The 19742-nt window shown below is 73.5% G+C and carries 20 protein-coding genes; 6 read left to right on the plus strand and 14 right to left on the minus strand.

Going from position 1 to position 19742, the window contains the following annotated elements; translation table 11 throughout:
- The first annotated feature begins 134 nt into the window (after positions 1-134).
- Positions 135-944 (plus strand): peptidoglycan-binding domain-containing protein, encoded by an 810-nt coding sequence (locus tag FPV26_RS11955; protein WP_147654110.1) that lies wholly within the window; start codon positions 135-137, stop codon positions 942-944.
- Positions 945-1038: 94 nt separating this feature from the next.
- Positions 1039-2010, plus strand: coding sequence for a hypothetical protein (locus tag FPV26_RS12705; protein WP_181952657.1), 972 nt, complete (start codon positions 1039-1041; stop codon positions 2008-2010).
- Positions 2011-2031: 21 nt separating this feature from the next.
- On the opposite strand, the gene FPV26_RS11965 is transcribed toward FPV26_RS12705, so the two are convergent.
- Entirely contained in the window at positions 2032-2685 is a 654-nt protein-coding gene (locus FPV26_RS11965; RefSeq protein ID WP_425473102.1) for a response regulator, read from the minus strand.
- The gene (locus FPV26_RS11970) at positions 2682-3794 is read right to left on the minus strand and encodes a sensor histidine kinase (RefSeq protein WP_147654133.1); all 1113 of its coding nucleotides are present in this window, start codon (positions 3792-3794) and stop codon (positions 2682-2684) included. The genes FPV26_RS11965 and FPV26_RS11970 overlap by 4 nt, the downstream gene beginning before the upstream one ends.
- A gap of 188 nt (positions 3795-3982) precedes the next feature.
- Between FPV26_RS11970 and FPV26_RS11975 the strand changes: the two genes are divergently transcribed.
- Positions 3983-4669: a DUF2306 domain-containing protein gene (locus tag FPV26_RS11975; RefSeq protein ID WP_147654111.1), complete on the plus strand. Its 687-nt coding sequence runs from the start codon at positions 3983-3985 to the stop codon at positions 4667-4669.
- Here the strand turns inward: FPV26_RS11975 and FPV26_RS11980 are convergent, their stop codons facing one another.
- On the minus strand, positions 4670-6220 hold the full coding sequence (locus FPV26_RS11980) for a DUF389 domain-containing protein (protein WP_147654112.1): 1551 nt from the start codon (positions 6218-6220) through the stop codon (positions 4670-4672).
- Positions 6221-6333: 113 nt separating this feature from the next.
- Positions 6334-7227 (minus strand): phenylalanine 4-monooxygenase, encoded by an 894-nt coding sequence (phhA, locus tag FPV26_RS11985; protein WP_147654113.1) that lies wholly within the window; start codon positions 7225-7227, stop codon positions 6334-6336.
- 124 nt (positions 7228-7351) lie between these two features.
- On the opposite strand from phhA, the gene FPV26_RS11990 reads away from it, so the two are divergent.
- Positions 7352-7825 carry an Lrp/AsnC family transcriptional regulator gene (locus tag FPV26_RS11990; protein WP_147654114.1) on the plus strand — a complete coding sequence of 158 codons (474 nt, stop codon included), beginning with the start codon at positions 7352-7354 and terminating at the stop codon, positions 7823-7825.
- On the opposite strand, the gene FPV26_RS11995 is transcribed toward FPV26_RS11990, so the two are convergent.
- From FPV26_RS11995 to FPV26_RS12010, 4 genes are all read right to left on the minus strand, one after another.
- A complete protein-coding gene (locus FPV26_RS11995) occupies positions 7822-8850 on the minus strand; it encodes a patatin-like phospholipase family protein (RefSeq protein WP_147654115.1) in 1029 nt (342 codons plus the stop codon). The two genes, FPV26_RS11990 and FPV26_RS11995, sit on opposite strands and share 4 nt — an antisense overlap.
- A 78-nt stretch (positions 8851-8928) precedes the next feature.
- The gene (locus FPV26_RS12000) at positions 8929-10629 is read right to left on the minus strand and encodes a M28 family peptidase (protein WP_147654116.1); all 1701 of its coding nucleotides are present in this window, start codon (positions 10627-10629) and stop codon (positions 8929-8931) included.
- Positions 10630-10713: 84 nt separating this feature from the next.
- Positions 10714-11508 (minus strand): rhomboid family intramembrane serine protease, encoded by a 795-nt coding sequence (locus tag FPV26_RS12005; RefSeq protein ID WP_147654117.1) that lies wholly within the window; start codon positions 11506-11508, stop codon positions 10714-10716.
- Entirely contained in the window at positions 11489-12496 is a 1008-nt protein-coding gene (locus FPV26_RS12010) for a TerC family protein (RefSeq protein ID WP_147654118.1), read from the minus strand. The genes FPV26_RS12005 and FPV26_RS12010 overlap by 20 nt, the downstream gene beginning before the upstream one ends.
- A 237-nt stretch (positions 12497-12733) precedes the next feature.
- On the opposite strand from FPV26_RS12010, the gene FPV26_RS12015 reads away from it, so the two are divergent.
- Positions 12734-13903, plus strand: coding sequence for a class I SAM-dependent rRNA methyltransferase (locus FPV26_RS12015; protein WP_147654119.1), 1170 nt, complete (start codon positions 12734-12736; stop codon positions 13901-13903).
- Between the two features lie 139 nt (positions 13904-14042).
- A complete protein-coding gene (locus FPV26_RS12020; protein ID WP_147654120.1) occupies positions 14043-15572 on the plus strand; it encodes a DNA recombination protein RmuC in 1530 nt (509 codons plus the stop codon).
- A 9-nt stretch (positions 15573-15581) separates the two neighbouring features.
- On the opposite strand, the gene FPV26_RS12025 is transcribed toward FPV26_RS12020, so the two are convergent.
- From FPV26_RS12025 to FPV26_RS12050, 6 genes are read right to left on the minus strand one after another with little or no spacing between them, the layout of a single operon-like run.
- Positions 15582-16643, minus strand: a complete 1062-nt coding sequence (locus FPV26_RS12025) for an MlaA family lipoprotein (RefSeq protein WP_147654121.1) — start codon at positions 16641-16643, stop codon at positions 15582-15584.
- Positions 16644-16660: 17 nt separating this feature from the next.
- Positions 16661-16942: an STAS domain-containing protein gene (locus FPV26_RS12030; RefSeq protein WP_147654122.1), complete on the minus strand. Its 282-nt coding sequence runs from the start codon at positions 16940-16942 to the stop codon at positions 16661-16663.
- 11 nt (positions 16943-16953) lie between these two features.
- On the minus strand, positions 16954-17613 hold the full coding sequence (locus FPV26_RS12035; RefSeq protein ID WP_147654123.1) for an MlaC/ttg2D family ABC transporter substrate-binding protein: 660 nt from the start codon (positions 17611-17613) through the stop codon (positions 16954-16956).
- Positions 17610-18125, minus strand: coding sequence for an outer membrane lipid asymmetry maintenance protein MlaD (mlaD, locus tag FPV26_RS12040; protein WP_147654124.1), 516 nt, complete (start codon positions 18123-18125; stop codon positions 17610-17612). Before mlaD ends, FPV26_RS12035 begins: the two co-directional genes overlap by 4 nt.
- Before the next feature lie 3 nt (positions 18126-18128).
- Positions 18129-18881: an MlaE family lipid ABC transporter permease subunit gene (locus FPV26_RS12045; RefSeq protein ID WP_147654125.1), complete on the minus strand. Its 753-nt coding sequence runs from the start codon at positions 18879-18881 to the stop codon at positions 18129-18131.
- Positions 18881-19663, minus strand: coding sequence for an ABC transporter ATP-binding protein (locus tag FPV26_RS12050; protein ID WP_147654126.1), 783 nt, complete (start codon positions 19661-19663; stop codon positions 18881-18883). The genes FPV26_RS12045 and FPV26_RS12050 overlap by 1 nt, the downstream gene beginning before the upstream one ends.
- Between the last annotated feature and the right edge of the window lie 79 nt (positions 19664-19742).

A 19742-nucleotide genomic window follows, 5' to 3' on the forward strand; every position in this document is an offset into this window, starting at 1 on the left:
CCGCCCGATGGGCGGGGAAACCCGTCGAAAATCGCCGGAAATGGTGGGAAAGCGATCAAATCGAGGCTGGTCCGGCGCGCTGATGCTGAAATCCGAGTATCAGAGTGCGTTGATCAGACCTTCCCTATCGGCGGATGGGCCAGTTGATGGGGCGTTTCGAGCCTTATGCGGTCGAGGCCCGCACCCGGCTGCAGGCGGGCGATCTGCAGAGACAGGCATTCCGGGCACACGGCCATGGCGAGGACGTGCAGGACCAAGCCGTATCGCTGGCCAGGAGGGGGATCGGGACCGAGCCATTGCGCGCAGGGGTGCAGGGGGAGGAAGTCCGGGCGCTGCAAGCAGCCTTGTCCCGCCTGGGTTATCGCGACCAAGCGGGCCGGCAACTGACGGCGGATGGAGATTTCGGCAGGCTGACGCGCCAGGCCGTACTCGCCTTCCAGCGCGCCCACGGCCTGACCGCCGATGGCATTGCCGGGCCGCAGACGCAGGCGGCGCTGCGGCGGGCGGTGGAGAGCCCGACGCCGGTCGATCCGGTGCACCCGCAGCACGCGTTGTACCGGCAGGTGCGGGCGGGGGTGGAGGCCCTGGACCAGGCCCTGGGGCGGGCGGCGGATGCGGCGAGCCTGCGGTTGGCGGCGCGCTTGACCTGGCTGGCGCGGGAGCAGGGGCTGACGCGGGTGGATCGGGTGGTGCTGAGCGAGGATCCGGTGCGCGGGGTGCGCGGGGAGCGGGTGTTCGTGTGGCAGGGGCGGCCGGGCGAGGCGGGGCAGCGCTGGGCGGGGATCGAGACGCACACCGCGCTGGCGACGCCGGTGGAGGCATCGTTCCAGGGCCTGGCGGCGTTCGAGCGCGGCCTTGCGCCGGCATGGGCCCGCGAACAGGCCGAGGCGACGTTGCGGCACACGGCCTATCGCGACGGGCTGCGGCCGGGGATCGCGCCCTGAGGCCGCCGCTGCGGCGGGCGCCCCGTCCGTGCGGCGCGGGGGCGGTTTCACGGCGACCGTGCCAGACTCGGCGCGGCGGGGACGGAGGCGAGAGATGCGCAGAAGGAGCGTGATGCTGGTGGCGCTGCTGCTGGGCGGCTGCACGCGGGCGCCGGCGCCGGAGGCGACGCCGCGCGGCGCGCAAGACACACCCGCGGCGCCGGACGCGGCACTTTCCACACCGGGCATGGATGCCCGCACACGCCTGCTCGCCTGCGACGACGTAAGCCTGTTCGAGCACGACGTCGAGGTGCAGCGGCAGATCCTGCAGGACGAGGCCGGCCTGCGTTGCCGGATCGAGCCGCAGGGCGGGCCGTTCGTGGTCTGTGATGCGGCCACCGCGGCGCGGCTGTTCGGCCTGCCGCTGCACGAGGTGCGGGTGATGCCGCCCGACAGCCTGGAGCAGGGGCTGTCGGTGACGCTGGCCGGCACGCCGGCGACGGTGGCCGCCGCCGCGGGTGCGGCGCTCGGGGTGGCGCTGCGGCCGCAGGCCGATGGCAGTTGGCGCAGCGAGGGCGCGCGCGCCGGGCGCGGGTTCACGGTGCGGGCCGCGGCGGACGGCCGTGCGCTGTTCGCCTGCGCGTTGCCGCCGCCGGCGGAAGAGGCGGCGCTGCCGCCGGTGGCGCGGCCGGCCGGCTGGGGCCTGCTCTCGGGCCAGGTCACCTACCCCAGCGAATACGTGCCGCCGATGCGGGTGTGCGCCGTGGACGCGGCCGATCCCGGGCGCGGCTATTGCGTGGCCACGGCGCAGGACGCGCCGCAGTTCCAACTGGCGGTGCCGCCGGGCCGCTGGTGGCTGCTGGCCTGGCCGCAGGACACCGGGACCGACGCCGGGCCCGGCCGCCACAGCGCGGCCAGCGCCTGTCTCGCCGCCGCGCAGGCGGGGTGCGACGACCATGCGCTGCGCGCGGTCGAGGTCGCCGCAGGCGAACACCGCGACGCGCTGTGGATCAACGACTGGTACGCCGACCCGCACGCCGATCCGCCGCCGATGGAGCCGCGCGGCGAGGCGGTGCCGGAGCGCTGACCGCGGGCACCGCGTGCGCGCTCAGATGATCCGCAGTGTGATCGCCTTGAGCACCGCGCGGGTGCGGTCGCGGGTGTCGAGCTTGTCGAGGATGGTGGAGACGTAGTTCTTGACCGTGCCCTCGGCCAGGAACAGCGCGCGCGCGATCTCCTTGTTCGAATAGCCGCCGGCGAGCAGGCGCAGGATCGCGACCTCGCGCTCGCTGAAGCGTTCGCGCGGCGCGTCGGCGGCGTGGTAGCGGTAGCGCGCGCGCACCGGGGCGGTGCTGACCGGCTGCAGCAGGGTCTGGCCGCGGGCGACGCGCTCGATCGCCTCGCGCAGGTCCTCGGGCGCGGCATCCTTGAGCAGGAAGCCCTGCGCGCCGGCCTCGGTCGCGCGCAGCAGCAGCTCGGCATCGTCGAAGGTGGTCAGCAGCAGCACCGGGGTGAGGTCGCCGCGCGCGCGCAAGCGCAGCAACGCCTCGATCCCGTCCACGCCCGGCATGCGGATGTCGGACAGCACCACGTCCACGGGCTCGCGGGCGAGGGCGTCGAGCAGCGCTTCGCCGCCGTCGGCCTCGAACGCGATCGTGATGCCCTGCTGCTGCAGCAGCGCGCGCAGGCCGGCGCGCACCAGCGCCTGGTCGTCGGCGAGGGCGACGCGGATCGGGCCCGGGGCGGCGCTCGTGCCGGTCACAGCGGCAGGCTCGCGGCGATGCGCAGCGCACCGCGTGCGCTGCGGCCGAATTCCAGGCTGCCGCCGAGCGCGGCGATGCGCTCGCGCATGCCGGCCAGGCCGTGGCCCTCGCGCAGCGGGCCGTGCAGCCGGCCGTCGTCCTCGACCTCGAGCGCGAGCCGCTCGCCGGCGCGGTGCAGCCGCACCCGCACCACGTCCGCATCGGCGTGGCGCGCGCTGTTGGTCAGCGCCTCCTGCACCAGGCGCAGCACCGCCTCGGCGGTGGCGGGGTCGGCCACGCGCACGTCGTCGGCGATCTCCAGCAGCAGCCGCGGCCGCGGCCAGGGCGCGGCCAGCGCGCGCAGCGCGGTGGCGAGGTCGAGGCCGCGCGCGTCGCGCATCGCGTGCACGATGCCGCGGATGTCGCCGAGCAGTTCCTGCGCCAGCTGCTGCGCCGCGCGCACCTCCTCGCGCTGCGCCAGCGCGGGCTCGGCGGCGAGCGCGCGCAGGTTGAGTGTGAGCGCGGTGAGCTTGTGCCCGGCCACGTCGTGCAGCTCGCGCGCCATGCGCAACCGCTCGCTGTCGCGGGCGGAGTCGGCGAGCAGGGCGCGGGTGGCGAGCAGGTCGGCGTTGACCTGGGCCAGGCGGTCGCGGGCGCGTTCGGCGCTGACCGCGTAGTACGCGCACAGGGCGGCGAAGGCCTGGAAGCCCACGTACAGCGAGACCACGAGCAGCGGCGCGGCAGCGCCCCCGTTGCGCAGGATCAGGTACACCACGATGTCCGCCAGCAACACCGCCAGTACGGTGCTGCGGTGCGACCAGCACGCGGTGAGTTGCGCGGTCCAGACCACCAGCAGCACCTGTGCCGTGTGCAGGTTCGGGTTCAAGCCGATCAGGAGCAGGGCGCACGCCGCTTCCAGCCACAGCAGGCCGTCGGCCAGGCGCGGATGGCGCGGGCGCAACAGCTCCTCGACGAACATGGCCGTCAGGAAGGCGAGCAGCAGCGTGGCTGCGGCCGGCCACAGGGCCGCGTCGAGCCACTGCATGGACAGCGCCACGGTGGCCCACGCAAGCACGCCGGCGATGTTGAACGGATGCAGCAGCGCGCGCAGGCGCGCGGGCCAGCGCATGCCGTCATGGCGGGGGTAGAAGGGGGCGGCCGGAAGCACCATGCCGCCATGCTGCGGCGTGCGTCGGGGCTCCGCAATGCCGCCGGAGCAGGAAGTGACTTCCGGCAGGGCGAAGTGGTGACCGCCGACAGCGGTGGGCGGCGGGCGGCTGCGCGAGGCTGGTGGCGTCACCGGGGAGGGAGTCCGCCATGTCGTACTACGAGATCGTCCTGCAACTGCACGCCGTCGCCGGCACGCTGGCGTTGCTGTGCTTCTGGGCCGCCGCCGCGCTGCGCAAGGGCAGCCCGCGCCACCGCCTGGTCGGGCGGCTGTACCTGCTGGCGATGCTGGCGGTGGTGCTCAGCGGCATCCCGCTCGCCTGGCAGCGCTGGCTCGACGGCCAGCCGGTCGCGGCCGCGTTCCTCGCCTACCTGCTGGTGCTGGTCGTCACCGGCGTGTGGAGCGCGTGGCGCGCGATCCGCGACAAGCACGATCCGCGCGCCTACACCGGCGCGGTGTACCACGCGCTCGCGGTGGCCTGCCTGCTCGCCGGCCTTGGCGTGCTGGCGCTGGGCCTGCGCCACGGCCAGCCGTTGCTGGCCGGCTTCTCGCTGGTCGGCCTGTACGTCGGCGCGGACATGCTGCGCGTCCGCCGGCGCCTGGCCGCGCGGCCGCTGTGGTGGCGCGAGGAGCACTACACCGCGATGCTCGGCAACGGCGTGGCCACGCACATCGCGTTCCTGGCCATCGGCCTGCCGCGGCTGCTGCCGATGCTCGACGGCACGGTGCTGCACTACACCGCCTGGTTCGGGCCGTTGCTGGTCGCGCTCGCGGCGAAGCTGTGGCTGGACCGGCGCTGGCGCGTCCGGCGTTCGACGCCGCTGCCCGCGCACTGATCAGCGCAGCATCGGGGCGATGACGACGTGCCCGGCGGGGACTTCTTCGTCCCTGCCGGTACGGGCGATCTCGAAGCCCTGCTTCCGCAACGCCTCGGCGACGGCCGCAACCCGCGCTTCGGCAAGCGCGCCGCGGTCTGCGGTAGCGCCGCGCAGTTCCACCGCGCGGGCCTGCCAGCGGTGCAGCGCCCATGCTGCCGTCCCGATCGTGTGCCGGCCGTCGTCGCCGATCCCGGCCGCGTCGTCGGCGAACGGCACCGGCGGCAGCGCCTGCAGGGCCGGCACCACCTCCACCGGCAGGGCCCCATCCCTGCCCGACAACTCCCGTTCCAGCGCATGGGCGGTGGGGACATCGAGCCCGGCGCGGGGCGAGAGGCGCCAGCGTGCGCGTTGGCCCTCGTCCAGCCATTCGAACTCGCCGAACCAGGCCAGGGCGAACTCGCGTGTCGCCGCAATCGCCGCCTCGCGCGCGCTGCGCACCTGCCGGTCGCGCGCCACTGTGTCCTGCAGCCCGGCCACACTCTCGCGCAGTTGCGCGAACGCCGCCTGTTCCTGTGCGAGCTGCGCGTCGTCGGCTAGCATCACTTCGCGCAGCGAAACCGTGACTGGTCGAGTGATCGCCGCTTCCAGCCGCCGTTCCAGCTTCGCGGCCAGTTGCGGCTGGTGGCGGGGGGTAAGCAATACAAGGTCGAGCGCGTAGGCCTGGCCAACGCGCTCGACGCGCAGCGCAGAGATTCGGCCACCGGCCTTGCGCGCCTCCTCCTCGAGCACGCCACGCAGGGTGCGTTCGGCCACGCCGCGCGCGGCGATGTCGCGCAGTGCCAGACCGAGCGGGATCGAGAGCAGCGCGAAGGAGCCCACGATCAGGGTCGCTTGCCAGGCGGTCTGTTGCGGCGAATCGCTGCGGCCGAAACCGTACCAGCGCGCCATGATCGTCACCGACAGCGCGATCGCGAGCAGGTTGGTCATGAACAGGAACGCCGCGCCACCGGCGATCGCGGCATTGGCGGTCGCAAGACCGTATCCGACGACTGCGAGCGGCGGCATCAGCGCGGTGGCGATGGCAACACCGACGATGGTCTCGCCCTTGCGGGTGATGGTGGCGTACGCGCCGGCCAGACCTGAAAACACCGCCACCAGCAGGTCGAACAGGGTCGGCTCGGTCCGCGCCAGGATCTCCGGCGTGGCCTCGCGCAGCGGCGAGGCGGCGACGATCAGGCCAGCGGTCAGCAGCGCCAGGGCCACACCCGTGGCCAGCGTGATCAACGCCCGCCGCAGGGTGCGGAAGTCGAACAGCGCAAGCGCCATGCCCATCTCGATGATCGGCCCCATCAGCGGCGAGATCAGCATCGCGCCGATGATCACGGCGGCCGAGTTCTGCAGCAGGCCGAGCGTGGCGATGCCGCCCGACATCACGATCATGAAGGCATAGCGCGGGCCGAGCGCGCCGGCCTCCGCCACGTGCGCGATCACCGCGACGCGGTCCACCAGCAGATGTTCGTGGCGCCAGTACCGCAGCCAGCGCCACCACACGCGCGCATCCAGGCTCATCCAGAACTCTCCCGTGCTCCGGCCCGGGCGAGCTTACCGGCCCGGGGCGTCACCGACACCGGGCGTGCTGCAGGCGGCCAGGGGCGGCGGACGCGGCCGGCGCCGGAAGGGGCTCAGACGTCGCCGTCCTTGAGCCAGCCCTCGCCGGTGCCGCGGTGGTACACGCGGTCGCCGTCGAGCACGGTGCCGGCGGGGTACGAGGGCAGTTGCGCGAGCCGGGCGTAGAGCGGGGCGAAGTCGGGACGGGTGGCTTCGAACAGTTGCTCGAAGCTCTCGATCACGAAGTAGGTCTTCTGGTAGGTGTCGATGCGGTAGCGGGTGCGCATGATCCGCTCGAGGTCGAAGCCGATGCGGTTGGGCGCGTCGGATTCGAGGCAGTAGATGCTCTCGCCCTTCGAGGAGACGATGCCGCTGCCGTAGATGCGCAGCCCGTCGCGCTGCGCGATCAGGCCGAACTCGACCGTGTACCAGTACAGGCGGGTCAGGTTGACCAGCGCCTCGGGGCCGATCGCGTGCGCCTTCACCCCGCCCTGGCCGTAGGCCTGCATGTAGTCGGCGAACACCGGGTGCATCAGCAGCGGCACGTGGCCGAACAGGTCGTGGAACAGGTCCGGCTCGCTGATGTAGTCGAGCTGGTCGGGGCGGCGGATCCACCAGGTCACCGGGAAGCGGCGGTGGGCCAGGTGGTCGAAGAAGGTCAGCTCCGGCAACAGGCCCTCCACGCCGACCAGCTCCCAGCCGGTGGCCCGGCGCAGCAGGCGGTTGAGGTCGTCGAACTTCGGGATCCGGTCCGCCGGCATCGCCATCGCGTCCAGCGCCTGCAGGTACTCGTCGCAGGCGCGGCCGGGCAGCAGCGCGTGCTGGCGCGCGAACAGGGTGGCCCAGACTTCGTGGTCGGTGGCGCTGTAGCTGGCCCAGGGCTGCTCGACCACGGCCGTGGTGTAGACCGGGACATAGCCCTTGTCGGTCAGCTGGTGCTCGACGCGGCGCGGGGTGGCGGGGTTCATGGCGGACCTCCCGGGAGCAGCCACCGACTGTAGCGCGCGGGCCGCGCAATGGGATTGCAAGCTTGCGCACCCAGGCGCCACGGGCGCATGATTCTTGCTTGAATCGGCGGAATGATGCACGAAAATGACGGTTTCGCTCGACCGCACCGACCTCCTGCTCCTGGCCGAGCTGCAGCGCGCCGGGCGCCTGACCAATGCCGAGCTGGCCGAGCGTGTGCACCTGTCGCCCTCGGCCTGCCTGCGCCGGGTGCAGCGGCTGGAACGCGAGGGGGTGATCGCCGGCTACCGCGCCGAGGTGGATCCGGCCCGGCTGGGCCTGGGCCTGCAGGCGTTCGTGCGGGTGCAGCTGACCCGCCACGACCCCGAGGCGATCGCCGCGTTCTCGGCCCACGTCAATGCCTGGGACGAGGTGATCGCCTGCCATGCGCTGACCGGCGACATGGACTACCTGCTGCACGTGGTGGTGCAGGACCTGGAGCACTTCTCGCGCTTCCTGCTCGACCGCCTGCTCACCCAGGCCGGCGTGGCCGACGTCAACTCCAGCTTCGTGCTGCGCACGGTCAAGGCCTTCCGCGGCCTGCCGTTGCCGGCGCGCTAGCGCGGCGCGGCCTCGCACTTCGGCGCGCGCCCGAGCAGGCGGCCGAGCCGGCTCTGCTGCGCCTGGCACGCGGCGCGGGCCTGCGCCGCCGCCTGCGCGGCCTTGGCCCGCGCCTGCGCCTGCAGCGCCTCGCGCCGGGCCTGGCGCACCTGCGCCAGCGTTTGCCGGATCTGCGGCAGCGCCGCCAGCGCGGCGCGTTCGCCTTCGAGGATGGCGCGGTTCTTCTGCTCGAAGTCGGCCGGGCCGATGTCGTTCACCTGCGGCCGGATCACCACGTCGGCGCGCGCCAGCTCCTGCGCGCCGAGCTTCTGGCCCATGATCCGCACCGACTGCTGGACGATGCCGAGCATGCTGTCGGGCGCCTCGCCGGCGGCCTTGGCGGAGATGTCCACCGCGATCACGACGTCGGCGCCGAGCTGGCGCGCGGCGTCCACCGGCACCGGGCTGACCACGCCGCCGTCCACGTAGCGGAAGCGGCCGATCGTCACCGGCTCGAACACGCCGGGGATGCTGCTCGAGGCGCGCACCGCCTGGCCGGTGTTGCCGCGCACGAACACGGTGCGCTCGCCGTCGTGCAGGCGCGTGGCCACCGCCGCGAACGGCTTGCGCAGGCGTTCGATCGGGCGCCCGCCGACCAGGGTGTTGACGTAGTCCTGCAGCTTCTGGCCCTGCACCAGCCCGCCGGAAAACAGGCGCACGTCGCGGATCTTCTCCTCGTCGAGGGCGAAGGCGTGTTCCTGCAGGGCGAAGGCGTCCATGCCGCCGGCGTACAGCGCGCCGACCACGCTGCCGGCGCTGGTGCCGGCGACCACGTCCACCGTGATGCCGTTGGCCTCCAGCATCTTGATCACGCCGATGTGGGCGAAGCCCTTGGCCGCGCCGCCGCCGAGCGCCAGGCCGACCCGCACCTTCGGCTCCGGCACCGCCGGCAGCGGGGTGGCGGCCGGCGGCGTGGGGCGGGCGGTGTCCGCGCAGGCGCCGAGCAGGACGAGCAGGGACAGGCACAGCAGGCGGAGCGCGGTCATCGCGGCGACAGGGGAGAGGACGGGGCGGGTGGCGCAGGATACCGGCCGCCGCCGCAACGGCGGCCGAACCGCGCCGGCTCAGCGCGCCCGGGGCGCGGCGCGGCCGAAGCGTTCGCCGAAGAAGTCGCCCTGGTTCCACTTCGGGCGCTCGGCGACGTTGCCGGCCAGCACGCCGATGCGCGCGTTGAGCCGCGCCAGGCGCGCGGCGTCGGCGTACTGGATCGGCAGCCGGGTGTCGTCGCAGGGCTGGTGGTAGCAGCGGCGCAGGAAGTCGCGCAGCGCCAGGCGCGGGTCGTTGGCCGGCGTGGGCGCCGGCATCGGCTGGCCGGGCTGCGGCGCGCGCGCCGGCAGGATGCCGCCGTCCAGGTACACCGCCGGGATCCCCGCGCGCACGAATGCGTACTGGTCGCTGCGCACGAACACCACTTCCTCCGGGAACGGATCGGGCGACAGCGGCAGCCCCAGCTCCTGCGCCGCCTGCCGCACCAGCGGCGCGAGCGTGGAGTGCTCGACCCCGATCGGCACCACGTCGCGGCTCGGCGCCAGCAGCACCGGCATGTCCAGGTTGATGTTGGCCACCAGCGAGCTGCGCGGCACGGTCGGCTCGCGCACGAACCACTCCGCGCCGAGCAGGCCCTTCTCCTCCGCGGTCAGGGCCACGAACAGCATCGAGCGCTTGGGCGGGTTGGGCGTGGTGCGCAGGATGTGCGCGGCCTCGAGCAGGATCGCCACGCCGAGCGCGTTGTCGAGCGCGCCGTTGTAGATCGCATCGCCCTCGACCGCAGCGCCGATGCCGACGTGGTCCAGGTGCGCGGTGTAGACCACGTGCTCGCCGGCGCGCGCGCCGCCGCTGCCGCGCAGCCGGCCGACCACGTTGCGCGAGTCGAGCCGTTCGAGCGTGGTGCGGCCGGCGAGCAGCAGCGTGCCGGGCAGCTCGAACGCGCGCGCCCGGCCGGCCTGCACCGCCGCGTACAGGCGCGCGGCGGTGTGCGGGGTGCCGGCGAACAGCGCGTCGGCCGCGGCCGCGCTCACGCTGGCGCTGGCCTGGAGCTGCGGGAAGGTGTCGATGCCGCCGCCGTCGGCGCCGCGCAGGCGCATGCCCGGCTTGTCCCAGTTCGCCGCCGCGCGCGCCCACGGCGCGCGCGCCTCGTCCTCGGCCGAGTTGAGGAACACCACGCCGACCGCGCCGCGTTCGCTCAGCACCTCGAGCTTGCGCCGGGTCGAGGCGTGGTAGGCGCGCTCGTCGTTGGAGAAACGCGCCGGTGCGCCGGAGAACAGCACCGCGATCCGGCCGCGCACATCCGCGCCGGCGAAGTCGTCGTGGCCCAGCTCCGGCGCGTGCACGCCCTGGCCGACGAACACCGCCGGCGCCTCCAGCCGGTGTTCCTGCGCGTGGTAGTTCAGCCCCGGCAGGTACTGCTCGGCGAAGGCGAGCTCGACCGTGCGGCCGTCGCGGCGGATCGCCAGGCGCGCGCCCTCGCGCACGCGGATGGCCTTGAGCAGCGGCACGGTCTGGTACCAGCCGCCGTCCTCGCCGGCCGGTTCCAGCCCGATCGCGGCGAAGCGCTGCGCCACGTACAGCGCGGCCAGGTCGTAGCCGCGGGTGCCGGTCTCGCGCCCTTCCAGCAGGTCGTCGGCGAGGAAGCGGACGTCGGCCTCGATCCGCCGCGCCGGGCCCGGATCCGGCGCCTCCGCCGCCGGCCGCGGCACCGGCGCGGGCGCGCGCTCGCAGGCGGCGAGGGCAAGGACGGCGGCAACGAGGACGGGCAGACGATGCATCGCGCAGGGCTCCGGGGGCGAACCGCCGCACGCTAGCACCGCGGCGGGGGCATTGCGACCGCGGGCAGGCGCGCGCCCTGACGTTCAGGACCGGTCGCGATCCCCGCGCGGCGCGGGGAAACGCAGCACCGTGCCGCGCGTGTCCTCGCGTGGCGGCCGGTGCCACAGCACCGGCACCGCGCGCGGCGCGGGCGGTTCGAGTTCGTCGCGCGCATGCGCGGCGGCCTGCTGCGCCTGTTCCTCTTCCAGCTCCCAGCTGTAGCGTTTGCGCGGCGGGGCCGGGTCGCGCCGGCGCAGCCACAGCGCGGCGAGCACGCCGGCCACCGCGCCGCCGAGGTGCGACTGCCAGGACACGCCCGGTTCCTGCGGCAGCACGGTGAGCAGCATGCCGCCGTAGAGGAAGAACGCGATCATCGCCGCCGCCACCGCCGGCCGGTCGCGGCGCAGCAGGCCGAGCGTGAACACCAGGAACATCAGGCCGTGGGTCAGCCCGCTGGCGCCGAGGTGGCGGGTGCCGGGCGCGCCGAGCAGCCACGCGCCCAGGCCCGCGCCCAGCCACAGCAGCGGCAGCGCGCGCAGGGTGGCGCGCGGATACACGGTGCCGGCGAGGGTGCCGAGCAGCAGCAGCGCGCCGGCGTTGGCGGCCAGGTGCGCGAACGACCCGTGCAGCAGCGGCGCGGTCGCGATCCCGAGCAGGCCCGCCGGCGTCCCCGGCTGCACCGTCCACGCGCCGACGTCGAAGGTCGGTTGCGCGGTGAACACCGCCAGCAGCCCCAGCACGAAGGCCAGGCTGGCGTTCAGCGCGCGCAGCAGGCGGCGGTGGTCGGCGGCGCGCTGCGCGGCCGGATCGGCGGGCTGGTCAGGGATCGGCAGGTGCATGCGGGGCAGATGGAGGCGGCGGCGGCGATTGCAAGCCGGGCGGAGCCTTGGGCGGGCGGCGCAGGCTCAGCACCACGGTCACCGCCAGCACCACCGCCACCGCCAGCAGCGACCACAGCACCGGGATCTTGTACACGTCGGCCAGCAGCATCTTCACCCCGATCAGCATCAGCACGATCGCCAGGCCGTAGGGCAGCAGGTGGAAGCGGTCGGCCATGCCGGCGAGCAGGAAGAACATCGCGCGCAGGCCGAGCACCGCGAACACGTTCGAGGTCAGGACGATGAACGGGTCGTCGGTGATGGCGAAGATCGCCGGGATCGAATCCACGGCGAAGATCAGGTCGGTCACCCCCACCATCACGATCACGATGAACAGCGGCGTGTAGCGCCGGCGCCGGCCCTCGCCCACCCACAGCGCGCCGCCGCGGTAGTTGCGGGTCAGCGGCAGGTGCCCGGTCAGCCAGCGCAGCACCGGGTTGCGCTCCAGGTCCGGCGCCTGGCCGGCGGCGAGCAGCATCTTGATCCCGGTCAGCAGCAGGAACGCGCCGAAGACGTACAGGATCCAGTGGAAGCGGGCCAGCAGCAGCGCGCCGGCGAAGATCATGATCGCGCGCAGCACGATCGCGCCGATCACGCCGATCACCAGCACCCGCTGGCGCTGTTCCTCCGGCACCGCGAAGTAGGTGAACAGCACCAGGAACACGAAGATGTTGTCCACCGCCAGCGACTTCTCGACCAGGTAGCCGGTCAGGAACTCGAGCGCGACCTGCTGGCCGAGCGCGTCGCCGGAGGTGCGCGAGACCCACCACCACAGCCAGGCGTTGAACAGCAGCGCGAGCGCGACCCAGCCCGCGCTCCACCACGCGGCCTCCCTGAACGTGACCTTGTGCGGCCCGCCGTGGCGCATCAGCCGCAGGTCCGCCAGCAGGGCGGCGAGGACGAGCGCGGCGAACGCGCCCCACAACAACGGATTGCCGATCGTGTCCATGCAAGCTCCCGGAACAAGAACGCCTCGTGGCCGCAGCCGCGAGGCGTCGTGGGAACCCGGGAACGGGGGACGCTTCGCCGCTGGCGGCGAAGGTCTCGCTCGCAGGCCGGATCGCCTGCCTGCCGCACCGGGGCCGCGGGGCCCGGACTGACGATGCGGCAATGGGAGCTACTCCCCTTCACCGCCGATCCTAGCGGGGTTCCGGGGCCGGCGCCAGCGCGCCGGTAGAATGGGCCGATGAACGCGACGTTGCCGGTGGTCCGGCTGAAGAATCCGTGGAAATCCACCCATCCGTGGATCTTCCAGAAACTGGTGGAGAAGCCCGCGCAGAAGCCGCGCCCGGGCAGCCTCGTGGACGTGCTCGGGGTGGACGGCGGGTTCGTCGGCCGCGGCTTCTACAACGGCCATTCGCGCATCGCGGTGCGGATCCTGGAGACCGATCCGGACGTGGCGGTGGACGCGGCCTGGTTCGCGCGCCGGATCGGCGAGGCGGTGCGCCTGCGCCGCGAGATCCTGCGCCTGGACGAGGTCAGCGACGCCTGGCGGGTGGTGCACAGCGAGGGCGACGGGCTGTCCGGGCTGGTGGTGGACCGCTACGCCGACCTGCTGGTGGTGGAGTTCTTCGCCGCGGGCATGTTCCGCCACCGCGAGTGGATCTTTGATGCGCTGCGCGCGCAGTTCCCCGGCTGCCGTTTCCACAGTTTCGCCGACGAGCACGTGCAGAAGCAGGAGTCGTTCGACTTCGGCGGTTCCGAGCCGGCGGCGCCGGCGGTGATCAGCGAGCACGGGGTGAGGTTCCGCGCCGATCCGGCCGGGGCGCACAAGACCGGGTTCTTCGCCGACCAGCGCGAGAACCGGCACTGGCTGGCGCAGCACTGCGCGGACAAGCGCGTGCTGGATCTGTGCTGCAACACGGGGGGCTTCGCGGTGCATGCGGCGGCGCGCGGCGCGCGCGAGGTGACCGGGGTGGACATAGACGCCGACGTGATCGAGATCGCGCGCGGCAACGCCCGGCTCAACGGGGTGCGCCCGCGCTTCGTGCAGGCGGACATCTTCCCGTGGCTGCGCGATGCGGCGGCGCGCGGGGAGCGCTGGGACGTGGTGATCCTGGATCCGGCGAAGATGACCCGCGACCGGGAGCAGGTGATCCCGGCACTGAAGAAGTACCTGGACATGAACAAGCTGGCGCTGGGGGTGGTGGCCCCGGGCGGGCTGTTCGCCACGTTCTCCTGCACCGGGCTGGTGAGCGAGGAGCAGTTCCTGGACATGCTGCGTCGCGCCGCGTTCTACGCCGGGCGCAGCGTGCAGATCCTGAAGGTCGGCGGCGCCGGCCCCGACCATCCGTGGCTGGCGCAGGTGCCGGAGTCGCGCTACCTCAAGGCAGTGTTCTGCCGGGTGTTGGACTGAGCAGGCGGGTTCGTCGCCGGCGCCCGCCCGAAGCGACCGACGCTTGCACGTGCACGCGTGCCGCAGCAGCCGACATGCGCGCGTCGCACGCGGTGAGACCGCCGCCGCTACACTGGCCTGGTAGTTCGAGGAGGCGTCCATGGAGCTCGTGTTTCTCGTCCTCGCCGCTGGCTTCGGGGCCCTGCTGGTGTATGTGGCCATGGCGCGCCAGGCGCGGAGCGCGGAGGCCGAGCGCGCGCGCCTGGCCGATGAACTGCAACGGGAGCGGCACGGCATCAGGGAGCTCACCGCCGAGGTCGCCCGGCTCGGGGAGCGCGCGGGAGCGGTGCCGCGGCTGGAGGCCGAGCGCGACCAGGCCCGCGGCGACGCGCAGCGCGAGGCGGAGGCCGCGCACCGGGCGCGCGCGGCGCTGGAGGCGTGCGAGCGTGAGCTGGCGGCGCTGGCCGAGCGCCTGCGGGCGGCCGAGCACCGGCTCGAGGCGCTGCGCGACGAACTGGAACGCGAGCGCAAGGCGCATGCCGAGGCGCGCGCGCACCTGCAGCACAGCGAACGCGCCAACCAGGAGATGCGGGAGTTCCTGGCGAATGCGCAGGAGCGGTTGTCCGCGGTCTTCGCCGACCTGGCCGGCAAGACCTTCGACGAGCGCGCGCAGCGCGCCGCGCAGCAGTCCAAGAGCGACCTGGAGACGCTGCTCAAGCCGTTCTCGGAGCAGATCGTCCAGTTCCGCCAGCGCGTGGACACGGTGTACGGCGACGAAGCCAAGGAACGCCGCGAATTGCTCGGCGCAGTGCAGGAACTGCGCAAGCTCAACCAGGAAATGGCCACCCAGGCCGCGGCGCTGACCCGCGCCCTCAAGGGCAGCGCCAAGGTGCGCGGCGACTGGGGCGAACTGATGCTGGAAAGCGTGCTGCGCGGCTCCGGGCTGGAGGAAGGCGCGCACTACGAACGGCAGAAGAGCACCGCCGACGACGAAGGCCGGCGGCTGCAGCCCGACATCGTGATCCGCCTGCCGGACGAACGGCGCATCGTGGTGGACAGCAAGGTCAACCTGGTCGCCTGGCAGGAGGCGATGAACGCCGACACGCCGGAGCAGCAGCTGGAGGCGATGCGGCGCCACGCCGCCGCGCTGCGCCAGCACGTGCGCGACCTGGGCGAACGCAACTACCCCAAGGCGCTGGGCGATTCCGCGCTCGACATCACCATCGCCTTCGTCCCGATCGAAGGTGCGCTCTCGGCCGCGCTCGGTGTGGATGAGAAGCTGCAGACCGACGCCTTCGAGCGCAAGGTCGTGTTTGCCTCTCCCAACACCCTCATGGCGATGCTGCGCGTGGTGGAGCGACTGTGGACGCGTGACAAGATCCAGAAGCAGGCGCGCGCAATCAGCCAGGCAGGCGAGAAGCTGCTCGACGCCCTGGTCGGCTTCCTCAAGGAGTTCGACGAGGTCGGCGGCAAGCTCAAGGGGGCGACCGACGCCTTCCACGCCGCGCGCAACCGGCTGAGCGAATCGCGTCAGGCCGTGATCCCGCGCGCGCGGCGGCTGGTGGAACTCGGCGTGCGCGGGCGCAAGGCCCTGCCCGACGAACTCACGCCCGAGGCGCCGGCAGCGGCGCTGCTCTCATCGCTTGACGGAGACGACCAGCCGGACGGGGGCGCGGACGAGGCGGAGTAGCGCGCCCGCCTACGGCAGGTCGATGTCGGGCAGCTCGTTCGGCGGTACCGGGATCGCATCCACCGGCACGGTCAGGTCGGTGTCCTCGCGCAGGTACTCCGGCAGCGACGCGTCGGACTCGAGCGTGCGGTCGCCGAAGATCTGGTAGTCGCGGCGCTGCAGCCAGGCGTCGCGCAGCAGCGCGTACTCGTCGGTCGCGCCCTCGCGCATCGCGTCCACCGCCAGCAGTTGCGCGCGCAGGTCCACCAGCTGCAGGCCCTGCAGGAACACCCGCGCCTTGTCCTCCTCGATCTGGCGCAGCGGCGCCAGCGGCGCATCGCCGGCCATGCCGAGGACATCGCGCAGGGTGCGCGGGCCGAACAGCGGCAGTTCCAGATAGCGCGAGCGCTTCCAGCCCCAGACCGCGAGGGTCTGGCCGAAGTCCTCGCTGCGGTGCGGCAGGCCGACGCTGGTGGCCGGATCGAGGAAGCCGCCGAAGCCGAGGGTGAGGTTGAGGGTGAAGCGGCCGAGGGCCTGCGCGGCCTGCTTCGGCTTGCCCTGCAGCAGCGCGTTGAGCGCGCTGACCGGCTGGCCGAGGTTGCCGAAGAAGTTGCCGAAGCCGAGCCGCACCGGGCGCGGCACGACGGCGACGTAGGCGCGCGCGAGCGGGCGCGCGAGGTGCCGGTCCACCGTGTCGTTGAAGCGGTGCACGCGGCGGTTGAACGGCTCCCACGGGTCGTAGGCGGCGGGGATCTCGGCCGGGGCGGGCAGCACGCTGTCGGCGCCCTCGCCGTACAGCGCGGCGTAGTCGAGTTCGGCCTGGGTCGGGGCGGCGTCGGGCTCCGACGGGGCCGCTGCGGGTGCTGCGGCCGGCGCGCCGGGGATGGCGGGCGGCGGGACGGCCTCGGTGCCCGCTGCCGCCGGTGCCTCTGGCGCCTCTGGTGCCGGGACCGTCGCTGCGGGCGTCTCCGGGGCGCTGGCCTCGCCGAGCACGGCCGCGGGCGCCTCCGGCGCGCGCGCCGGCGCCGGTGCATGCGCGCACGCGGCCAGCGCGAGGATCAGCGGAACCAGCAGGAGCGGGCGGCGCCACATGCGGGCAGTCTATCCGCTCAGCGTGCGTAACCCAGGCCGGCGTCGAGCCGGTAGGCGGTGCGCAGTTCGACCAGCCCGGGCGGCGTGCCCTCGATCCGCACCGGGCCGCCGGCGCGCACGGCCAGCTCGGCCAGCAGCGCCAGCCCGGCGCTGTCCACGCGTTCCACCGCGCGCAGGTCGAAGCAGGCCGCGCCGGCCGCCTGCGCCAGCGCCTGCGGCCACAGCGCGGCGACCGCGGCGCGGTCGAGCGGGCCGGCGAACACCAGCCGGTCGCCGTCGCGGGTGAGCGGGGCGGACATGCGCGGCGGGCCTATTGCCGGTTGGGGTCGGCCTGCAGCCGGCCGGCGCGCAGGTCGGCGGCGACCTCGGCGATGGACTTGCGCGACAGCGGCGCGTCGAACTGGGTGCGGAAGGTCTGGACGAAGGACACGCCCTCGACGATCACGTCGAACACCTTCCAGCCGCTGCCGCTGCGCCGCATCAGGTAGTCCACCGGCACCGGCTCGCCGCCGCGGCGCAGGTATTCGCTGGCGACCTTCACGATCGCCCCGCCGCGCAGCGGCGTCTCCGCCTTCACCCGCACCTTCAGCCCGCTGTCGAGCCCGAGCAGGGCGCTGCCGTAGCGCGCCATCAGGCTGTCGGCGAGCGCGTCGGCGAACAGGGCGACGTCGGCTTCGGCCGCGCCGCGGCCGTGCCGGCCGAGCACCATGCGCGCGGCGTAGTCGCGGTCGAACATCTGCTCGAACTCGGTGGCGATGAAGCGGTTGAGCGCGGCGCGGTCGCGGCTGAACTCGTCGCGGCGCCGTTCGAGCGTGGCGATGATGCGGGTGCTGTTGGCCAGCACCAGCTGGCTGGGCGTGGCCGCGGCCGGCGCGGCGGCGGCGCGCGCGGGCTGCGCGGGCGCGGACAGCGGCAGCGCGGCGGCGAGCGCCGCAGCGAGCAGGGAGACGAACAGGGGCGTACGGGTCATGGCGTGTCTTCCGTGGGGGAACCGGAATCGGGCGACTCGGCGGCGGGCGCGGCCTGCGCGCCGCCGCCGGAGAACATGTACTTGCCGACCAGCTGGATCAGGTCCACCGCGCTCTGGGTCAGCGCGATCTCGTCGCCGGGCTTGAGCGTCTCGACGTCGCCGCCCGGGGTCAGGCCGACGTAGCTCTCGCCGAGCAGGCCGCTGGTGAAGATGCCGGCCGCGGTATCGGCGGGCAGGTCCTGGTAGCGCGCATCGATCGCCAGGGTGACGACCGAGTCGAACTTGACCGGGTCGAGCTCGATCTTCTCCACCTGCCCGACCACCACGCCGCCGATCTTGACCGGCGCGGCCACGCGCAGCTGGCCGACGCTGGAGAAGCGCGCGGTCAGCGGATAGGTGGCGTCGCCGAAACCGAGGCGGACGTTGGTCGAGGCGATCGCCAGCACCAGCAGGCTCGCCAGGGCGAGCAGCAGGAAGGCGCCGACCGCGAATTCGAGACGAGGGCCGCGCATGGCTCAGCTCCGGAACAGGAAGGCGGACAGGACGAAGTTGAACATCAGCACCAGCAGCGAGGCGTTGACCACCGCGCGCGTGGTCGCCACCGAGGTGCCCTCGATGGTCGGCTCGGCGTGGTAGCCGACGAAGGCCGCGACCAGCGCCGCGGTGGCGCCGAACACCGCGGCCTTGAGGAAGGCCACGCCGTAGTCGTCGGCCAGGTCCACGTTCTCGCGCAGGCCGGGCCAGAAGTAGCCGGGGTCGAGCCCGATCACGTGCACTGCCTCCAGGTAGCTGGCGGCGATGGCGAAGCTGCAGAAGAACGCGGTCAGCAGCGGCACGGTGATCACCGCGGCCCAGAACCGCGGCGCCACCGTCTTGGCCACCGGGTCTATCGCCATCAGGCCGAGCGCGGTGATCTGGTCGGTGGCGCGCATCAGGCCGAGTTCGGCGGCGATCGAGGAGCCGGCGCGGCCGATGAACAGCAGCGCGGTCAGCACCGGGCCGAGCTCGCGGTACAGCGACAGGCCGAGCAGGGTCGAGAGCGAGTTCGCGGCGCCGAAGGTGCTCAGCGAGCGGTAGCCCTGCAGGGTCAGCACCAGGCCCACGAACGCGCCGCCGACCGCGATGATCGGCAGCGAGCGCGCGCCGGTCTTGTAGATCTCGCGGGTGAGCTCGGTGAGGAAGTCGCGGCTGGGGCGCGAGGCGCGCAGCACCGAGAGCGTGAACAGGCCGGCGGCGCCGAGCGCGCGGGTGGTGGCGGCAAGCGGCATCAGGCGGCCTCCGGACGTTCGGCGGCGTCGAACGCGATCGGGCCGTCCGGCGCGCCGTGCAGGAACTGGCGCACGAACGGATCCGGGCTGGCCATCAGTTCGGCCGGCGTGCCGTCGAACACGATCCCGCCGTTGGCGATCACCACCGCGTGGTCGGCGATCGGCAGGGTTTCGCGCACATGGTGGCTGACCACGATGCTGGTCAGGCCCAGGGTGCGGTTGAGGCGCTGCACCAGCGCCATCACCACGCCGGAGGCGATCGGGTCCAGGCCGGTGAGCGGTTCGTCGTACAGCATCAGGGGCGGGTCGAGCGCGAGTGCGCGCGCCAGCGCCACGCGCCGGGCCATGCCGCCGGAGAGCTCGCGCGGGTAGCGCTCGGCGGCGGCGCGCAGGCCGACCGCGTGCAGCTTCATCGCCACCAGGCGCCGGACCAGCGGTTCGGGCAGCGCGGTGTGCGCGCGCAGCGGCAGGGCCACGTTCTCGGCCACGGTCAGGTCGGTGAGCAGGCCGTTGTTCTGCAGCAGCACGCCGATGCCCTTGCGCAGCTCGAGCAGCGCGCGCCGCTGCCGCGGCACCGGCTGGCCCAGCACCTCGACCGTGCCGGCGGCGGGCGCGAGCTCGCCGGTGAGCGCGGCCAGCAGGGTGGACTTGCCGCAGCCCGACGGGCCCAGCACCGCGGTCACGCCGCCGCGCGCCACGCGCAGGTCCAGGTCGCGCAGCACGGTGCGGCCGCCGCGCTCGAGGCGGACGTTGCGCAGCTGGACGGCGGCGGGAGCGGTCATCACGGAACCAGGGGGCGGGGGCGGATGCACGAACGGCGCAGCTTGGCCAAGCCGGGCTGAACCGGCGCCGAGCGGGAAG

The organism is Vulcaniibacterium gelatinicum, assembly GCF_008033445.1.
GTDB classification, from domain to species: Bacteria; Pseudomonadota; Gammaproteobacteria; order Xanthomonadales; family Xanthomonadaceae; genus Vulcaniibacterium_B; species Vulcaniibacterium_B gelatinicum.

What these genes read in the sequence shown, in the direction of transcription:
- FPV26_RS12705 (WP_181952657.1), top strand. Translation starts at nt 1,039, where the DNA reads ATGCGCAGAAGGAGCGTGATGCTGGTGGCGCTGCTGCTGGGCGGCTGC.
- FPV26_RS11990 (WP_147654114.1), top strand. Translation starts at nt 7,352, where the DNA reads ATGACGGTTTCGCTCGACCGCACCGACCTCCTGCTCCTGGCCGAGCTG.
- FPV26_RS12015 (WP_147654119.1), top strand. Translation starts at nt 12,734, where the DNA reads ATGAACGCGACGTTGCCGGTGGTCCGGCTGAAGAATCCGTGGAAATCC.
- phhA (WP_147654113.1), bottom strand. Translation starts at nt 7,227, where the DNA reads ATGAACCCCGCCACCCCGCGCCGCGTCGAGCACCAGCTGACCGACAAG.
- FPV26_RS12025 (WP_147654121.1), bottom strand. Translation starts at nt 16,643, where the DNA reads ATGTGGCGCCGCCCGCTCCTGCTGGTTCCGCTGATCCTCGCGCTGGCC.
- FPV26_RS12010 (WP_147654118.1), bottom strand. Translation starts at nt 12,496, where the DNA reads ATGGACACGATCGGCAATCCGTTGTTGTGGGGCGCGTTCGCCGCGCTC.
- FPV26_RS12030 (WP_147654122.1), bottom strand. Translation starts at nt 16,942, where the DNA reads ATGTCCGCCCCGCTCACCCGCGACGGCGACCGGCTGGTGTTCGCCGGC.
- FPV26_RS12050 (WP_147654126.1), bottom strand. Translation starts at nt 19,663, where the DNA reads ATGACCGCTCCCGCCGCCGTCCAGCTGCGCAACGTCCGCCTCGAGCGC.
- FPV26_RS11980 (WP_147654112.1), bottom strand. Translation starts at nt 6,220, where the DNA reads ATGAGCCTGGATGCGCGCGTGTGGTGGCGCTGGCTGCGGTACTGGCGC.
- FPV26_RS12045 (WP_147654125.1), bottom strand. Translation starts at nt 18,881, where the DNA reads ATGCCGCTTGCCGCCACCACCCGCGCGCTCGGCGCCGCCGGCCTGTTC.
- FPV26_RS11975 (WP_147654111.1), top strand. Translation starts at nt 3,983, where the DNA reads ATGTCGTACTACGAGATCGTCCTGCAACTGCACGCCGTCGCCGGCACG.
- FPV26_RS12000 (WP_147654116.1), bottom strand. Translation starts at nt 10,629, where the DNA reads ATGCATCGTCTGCCCGTCCTCGTTGCCGCCGTCCTTGCCCTCGCCGCC.
- mlaD (WP_147654124.1), bottom strand. Translation starts at nt 18,125, where the DNA reads ATGCGCGGCCCTCGTCTCGAATTCGCGGTCGGCGCCTTCCTGCTGCTC.
- FPV26_RS12005 (WP_147654117.1), bottom strand. Translation starts at nt 11,508, where the DNA reads ATGCACCTGCCGATCCCTGACCAGCCCGCCGATCCGGCCGCGCAGCGC.
- FPV26_RS11995 (WP_147654115.1), bottom strand. Translation starts at nt 8,850, where the DNA reads ATGACCGCGCTCCGCCTGCTGTGCCTGTCCCTGCTCGTCCTGCTCGGC.
- FPV26_RS12020 (WP_147654120.1), top strand. Translation starts at nt 14,043, where the DNA reads ATGGAGCTCGTGTTTCTCGTCCTCGCCGCTGGCTTCGGGGCCCTGCTG.
- FPV26_RS11970 (WP_147654133.1), bottom strand. Translation starts at nt 3,794, where the DNA reads ATGCGCTGGCCCGCGCGCCTGCGCGCGCTGCTGCATCCGTTCAACATC.
- FPV26_RS11955 (WP_147654110.1), top strand. Translation starts at nt 135, where the DNA reads ATGGGCCAGTTGATGGGGCGTTTCGAGCCTTATGCGGTCGAGGCCCGC.
- FPV26_RS12035 (WP_147654123.1), bottom strand. Translation starts at nt 17,613, where the DNA reads ATGACCCGTACGCCCCTGTTCGTCTCCCTGCTCGCTGCGGCGCTCGCC.